The organism is Sphingosinicella sp. (assembly GCF_052388015.1).
GTDB lineage: Bacteria > Pseudomonadota > Alphaproteobacteria > Sphingomonadales > Sphingomonadaceae > Allosphingosinicella.
In genome coordinates this window covers 1-2,086 of the sequence record NZ_JBQTIN010000036.1, presented here as the reverse complement: position 1 = coordinate 2,086, position 2,086 = coordinate 1, and the positions used below count along the sequence as shown (strand labels likewise).

Here is a 2,086-nt window from a genome sequence, read left to right as displayed (position 1 = left end):
TGGCGACGATGCCGGTGATCATCGCCAGTCTGGCGTTTCTCGTCATCGCCTATCTGGTCGGCAACGCCGTCTATGCGCCCTATCTCGGCATCCCGTTCGTGCCGGGAGCCGGCAACCTCACCATATTGTGCGGCGCGATCATCGGCGCCGGCCTCGCCTTCCTCTGGTTCAACGCGCCGCCGGCGGCGGTCTTCATGGGCGACACGGGCAGCCTGGCACTGGGCGGGGCGCTGGGGACGATCGCGGTCGCGACCCGGCATGAGCTGGTGCTCGGCATCATCGGCGGCGTCTTCGTCGTCGAGGCGATGAGCGTCGTCATGCAGGTCTTCTACTTCAAGCGGACCGGCAAGCGCCTGTTCCGCATGGCCCCGATCCACCACCATTTCGAGCAGCTGGGCTGGTCCGAATCGACGGTGGTGATCCGTTTCTGGATCATCGCCTTCGTGCTGGCGCTGGCCGGGCTCGCGACGCTGAAGCTGCGGTGAGCGGGATGCGCGCCTTGAACCCCCGGAGTCATCCCGGCGAAGGCCGGGATCCATATCCGCTGGCCTCAGTGTTCATGGGCCCCGGCCTCCGCCGGGGTGACGAGTGGGGATGGTGATCACGAGTCCCGCCTTTCGCGGCAAACGCTATGCGGTGCTGGGGCTGGCGCGCTCCGGCCTCGCGACCGTCGAGGCGCTGGTCGCGAGCGGCGCCGAGGTGACGGCATGGGACGAGAAGGAAGAGGCGCGGGCGGCGCTCAAATCCTCCCTGTCGCGAAGCGATGGGGAGGGGGACCGGCCGCAGGCTGGTGGAGGGGCAGATGGCGGAGATTGCCCCTCCACCGCGCTTCGCGCGGTCCCCCTCCCCACGAGCTTCGCTCGCAGGGAGGATTTGGTGCGCTTCGCCGATCCGCTGACGATCGACCTCGCCGGCTTTGACGGCGTCGTCGTGTCGCCGGGGGTGCCGCTCAACCGCCATCCGATCGCGGCGAAGGCGCGCGCGGCCGGCGTGCCGGTGATCGGCGATATCGAATTGTTCGCCCAGGCGCGCGCCGGTCTGCCGCCGCACAAAGTGGTCGGCATCACCGGCACCAACGGCAAATCGACCACCACCGCGCTCGTCCACCATATCCTCAAGACCGCCGGCGTGCCGACGACGATGGGCGGCAATATCGGGCTGCCGATCCTGGGGCAGGAGCCGCTGCCGGAAGGCGGCGTCTATGTGCTGGAGCTGTCGAGCTACCAGATCGACCTCACCTTCAGCCTCGATTGCGACGTGGCGGTGCTGCTCAACGTGACGCCGGATCATCTGGATCGGTATGAGAGCTTTGAAACCTATGTCGCGGCGAAACTGCGGCTGTTCCTTATGCAAACCGAAGGTCACTACGGTATTTTCAATACCGGCGATGAGGAGGCCAGTCGGGCTGAGTTTGCCCACTGGGACAACAGCGAAGGGTACCGCGGAACATCGGTCGTTTCGAGCTGGGGCATTCTTAAGAACATGCTAGAGCGGCTCTCTCCTTCGCTGCAAGGGCCTCACAACGCTGAGAATGCTGCGGCGGCGACCGAGGTTGCGCGACATCTTGGTGTCGAAGACGCGCAAATCGCGGAGGCACTCGGTACCTACTCCGGCCTGCCGCACCGCATGGAGCGGGTGGCGGAGAAAGGCGGGGTACTCTTCGTCAACGACAGCAAGGCGACCAACCCGGATTCCACCGCGCCGGCGCTCGCCGCTTATCCGTATATCCACTGGATTGTCGGCGGACGGGCGAAGACCGAGACTCTGGGGCCGTGCGAGGCGCAGCTCGGCCATGTGCGGGCAGCCTATACGATCGGGGAATCGGGGCCGATGTTCTTCCGGCTGCTGGAGGGCAGGGTGCCGGCGGTCGCGCAATCGGGGACTTTGGACCGGGCGGTGAGGGACGCGGCGGGGGCGGCGAAGGCGGGCGAGGTCGTCCTGCTCTCGCCGGCCTGCGCGTCGTTCGACCAGTTCAGGGACTATGAGCATCGCGGGCAGGCGTTTCGCGAGGCGGTGGAGGCCTTGGCATGAGCACGAACGCGATGAAGGCGGCGAAGGGCAACCGGCTCGGCCGCTCCGACATGAG

General features: G+C 66.8%; 2 protein-coding genes. Both read left to right on the top strand.

Translation table 11 applies throughout. The features are described 5' to 3' along the window. Nucleotides 1-485, top strand: a 485-nt coding sequence (mraY, locus tag ACT4N3_RS02930; RefSeq protein WP_444853711.1) for a phospho-N-acetylmuramoyl-pentapeptide-transferase, incomplete at its 5' end; no start/stop codon positions are given. 112 nt (nt 486-597) lie between these two features. Next, complete coding sequence (gene murD / locus ACT4N3_RS02925) at nt 598-2,031, top strand: UDP-N-acetylmuramoyl-L-alanine--D-glutamate ligase (RefSeq protein ID WP_444853712.1); 1,434 nt, start codon at nt 598-600, stop codon at nt 2,029-2,031. The last annotated feature ends 55 nt before the right edge of the window (nt 2,032-2,086 follow it).